Origin of the sequence: Jatrophihabitans sp. (genome assembly GCF_051960575.1) — a bacterium.
Lineage (GTDB): Bacteria > Actinomycetota > Actinomycetes > Mycobacteriales > Jatrophihabitantaceae > JBQCEE01.
Window position 1 is genome coordinate 1 of record NZ_JBQCEE010000027.1, and the last position, 2898, is coordinate 2898.

Annotated in this window: 3 protein-coding genes and 1 pseudogene; 2 read left to right on the forward strand and 2 right to left on the reverse strand. The window is 70.6% G+C overall.

Annotation, left to right across the window (positions count from 1 at the left end; translation table 11 throughout):
* The first annotated feature begins 217 nt into the window (after nucleotides 1-217).
* Entirely contained in the window at nucleotides 218-1168 is a 951-nt protein-coding gene (locus ACTHMS_RS01150) for a PP2C family protein-serine/threonine phosphatase (RefSeq protein ID WP_440304842.1), read from the forward strand.
* 149 nt (nucleotides 1169-1317) lie between these two features.
* Here ACTHMS_RS01150 and ACTHMS_RS01155 read toward each other — a convergent pair whose 3' ends face one another.
* Nucleotides 1318-2166: an SMP-30/gluconolactonase/LRE family protein gene (locus tag ACTHMS_RS01155; RefSeq protein ID WP_440304843.1), complete on the reverse strand. Its 849-nt coding sequence runs from the start codon at nucleotides 2164-2166 to the stop codon at nucleotides 1318-1320.
* Between the two features lie 106 nt (nucleotides 2167-2272).
* Here ACTHMS_RS01155 and ACTHMS_RS01160 point away from each other — a divergent pair, with 106 nt between their 5' ends.
* On the forward strand, nucleotides 2273-2575 hold the full coding sequence (locus tag ACTHMS_RS01160; RefSeq protein ID WP_440304844.1) for a hypothetical protein: 303 nt from the start codon (nucleotides 2273-2275) through the stop codon (nucleotides 2573-2575).
* A 58-nt stretch (nucleotides 2576-2633) separates the two neighbouring features.
* Here ACTHMS_RS01160 and ACTHMS_RS01165 read toward each other — a convergent pair.
* Nucleotides 2634-2898 (reverse strand): annotated as a pseudogene (locus tag ACTHMS_RS01165) (hypothetical protein); the annotation flags it as partial.

The following is a 2898-nucleotide window of genomic DNA, read 5'->3' on the forward strand; positions in this document are numbered from 1 at the left end:
CGAAGCAGTCGATGTGCTGGCCGGGGAGTTAGCCAAGGCGATCGACGCCCGGCACGTAGCCTTGCTGGTAGCCAACTTCTCCGGCAGCGCGCTGGTACGGCTTTCGCATGTCACCGGGGCGGCTCGCAGACACAAAGGGCGCGACGAGAGGTCCACGCCGATCCTCTTAGCCGGGACGGTGCATGAGCGGGTTCTCTATAGCCAGGTCCTGGAGGTCGTGGCCGACGGCGAGGTCCGGCTGGTGCTGATCCCGATCACCGAACGCGGCGACGTGATCGGGGTGCTTGAGGTCTCCCTGGACCGCGATCCTGACGCCGACACGCTGGATTATCTTGTCGCAGCCGCCCATGCGCTGGCCTATGTGCTCGTGGCGTCCCGACGCCACACCGACCTGTTCGAGTGGGCGCAGCGCGACGTGCCGTTCTCGGTGTCGGCCGAGATCCAGCGTCGATTGCTGCCGTCGTCGTACACCGTCGAGGCCGGCCCGCTCACCCTGGCCGGCTGGCTCGAGCCGTCGCACGAGGTCGGCGGCGACACCTTCGACTACAGCCTCGACCGCGAATACCTCTACCTGTCGATCACCGACGCGATGGGGCACGACACGACAGCGGCCCTGCTCGCGACGTTGGCCGTGGGCACCCTGCGCAACCAGCGGCGCTCGCTCGAGAGCCCGGCCGGGCAGGCCGACGCCACCAACGCCACGCTGCAGGAGCACGCCGCACCCGACCAGTTCGTCACCGGGCTGATCGGCCGGGTGCGGCTCGCCGACGGCCGGGCCGAACTGGTGAACGCGGGTCACCCGCTGCCCTTCCTGCTGCGTGACGGTGCGCTGACCGAGCTGCGGCTGGCGGCCCAGTTGCCCTTCGGGCTCGCGTCCGAGCCGTATCACTCGGACCTCGTGCACCTGCAGCCCGGCGACCGGCTGCTCGTCGTCACCGACGGCTACCTCGACCGCCTCGACGGCCGGCTCGACGTCGAGGACTTCCTGCGCCAGAGCCTCGGCCGCCACCCGCGCCAGGTCGTCCAGGACCTCGGTCGCACCGTGCGCGAGGTGACCGACGGCAAGCTCGGCGACGACGCGACCGCGCTCTGCCTCGACTGGTACGGCCAGGACGGCCGCCGCGACGCCACGGGCGGCGCCAGTCGGGCCCGCGCCTCGCGCGAGTGACGGACCTCAGGATCGGGTGACGGCCCTCGAGATCGGGTGACGGACCTCGAGCTCGGGTGACGGATCTCGAGCTCGGGTGACGGCGAAAATGTCGTCACCGGCCGCCGCGATCCGTCACCCGATCTTCGCGGACGCGGGTGGCCGCTCGCTCACAGGCGCGTGGGCAGCACCGGCTGCGCCGGGGCGGCGTGCTCGACGACGAACAGCGCGCCGGCCAGGCCGGCCTCGTCGTCGGACAGCCCCTCGCGCGACGTGGTGATGTACAGCGTGTCACCGGCCGCTCCGCCGAGCGTGCATGAGCTGACCTGCTTCGCCGGCACCTCGATCACCGTGTCGAGCCGGCCGTCGGGCGTGAAGCGGCGCACCGCCGAGCCGCCCCAGCAGGCGACCCAGACGCCGCCCTCGGCGTCGACGGTGAGGCCGTCGGGCGCGCCGTCGTCAGGATCGATGGCGACGAAGTGGCGCCGATCGGTGAGCCCGGTGTCGGGCGACCAGTCGAAGACGTCGACGTGCTGCGTCGGGGTGTCGTTGTAGTACGCGCGCGAGCCGTCGGGGCTGAACCAAAAACCGTTCGATATAGTCGCGTCGTGCACGACGGTGTGCGGTTGCGCGGCGTCGTCGAACCGGAACAGGCGGGCACGTCCGGGCGTCTTCGCGTACGCCATGGTGCCGCAGTAGAACGTGCCGTCCGGATCGCAACCGCCCTCGTTGAAGCGGATCCCGGCGTCGGCGAAGACCTCGGGCAGATCGGTGCGCGTGCCGTCGGCGTCGAAGAGCACGAGGTGGCGCTCGGCTGCCACGAGCAGCCCGCCGTCGGTGCGCGGCCGGATCACAGCGGCGATACGGCCGATGTCGACGCGATCGAGCAGCGTGCCGTCGTCGCCGATGCGCAGCAGGTCGCCCGCCTCCATGTCGACGCAGTGCAGTCCGCGCTCGGGCAGCCACACCGGTCCTTCGCCGTGCTCGGTGACGATGTCGGTGAACTGTTCGGCTCGCACGACACCACCCTTCCCCATCGGCCCGGACGGTCATGCCCGGGCGGGGTCCGCCTCACGCCCGGCACCAAGGTCAGGGTGCTCGTGTGACCGCACGGCTGGTGCGCGGGTGACCTCGGGTGGCCACTTCCTCGACGCTGGGCGCCGGCGCGGCGGTGGCGGGCCGCGCGGCGTCCTCATCGCCGATGACGAGACCCTGCGCTGGCTGCCCGAGCACGCTGAGTCGAAGCGCGGCGACCATCCGCATGTGTGGCCGTTGACCGAGGTGCGCTGCTTGGGTGTCGGCAGCCGACGGGACATCTCCGGTGTCGCGATCGGCACTTACGTGTTGTCGCTCCCTGAGGGGACCGTGACCCTGTCGTCCTTCCACCCCGTCGGCGACGTTCCGGAGGTGTTGCATCCGCGGCGGTGACGCCGGGTGACTCGCACGAGTGCGGCGCCGAGCAGGCGTGACAGCCGGCCTCGACTGTCTAGTCGAGTTCGGGGTCGGTGTCGGTGTGGAGGTCGGTGAGGTCGCGTGCTGGGTCGAAGTGGCGGCGGAGTCGGTTGAACCGTGGTATTCGTTCGGGGTCGAGCCAGGCTGGTGGTCGCCAGCCGACTCGGCCGTTGATCATGACTGGTTGCCAGCCTTGGCTGCGGGCGATGCGGTGGTGGAAGACGCAGACGAGGTGGCCGTCGTCGACGCAGGTCCGCTGGCTGATGATCCAGGGGGTGATGTGGTCGGCTTCGAGGTAG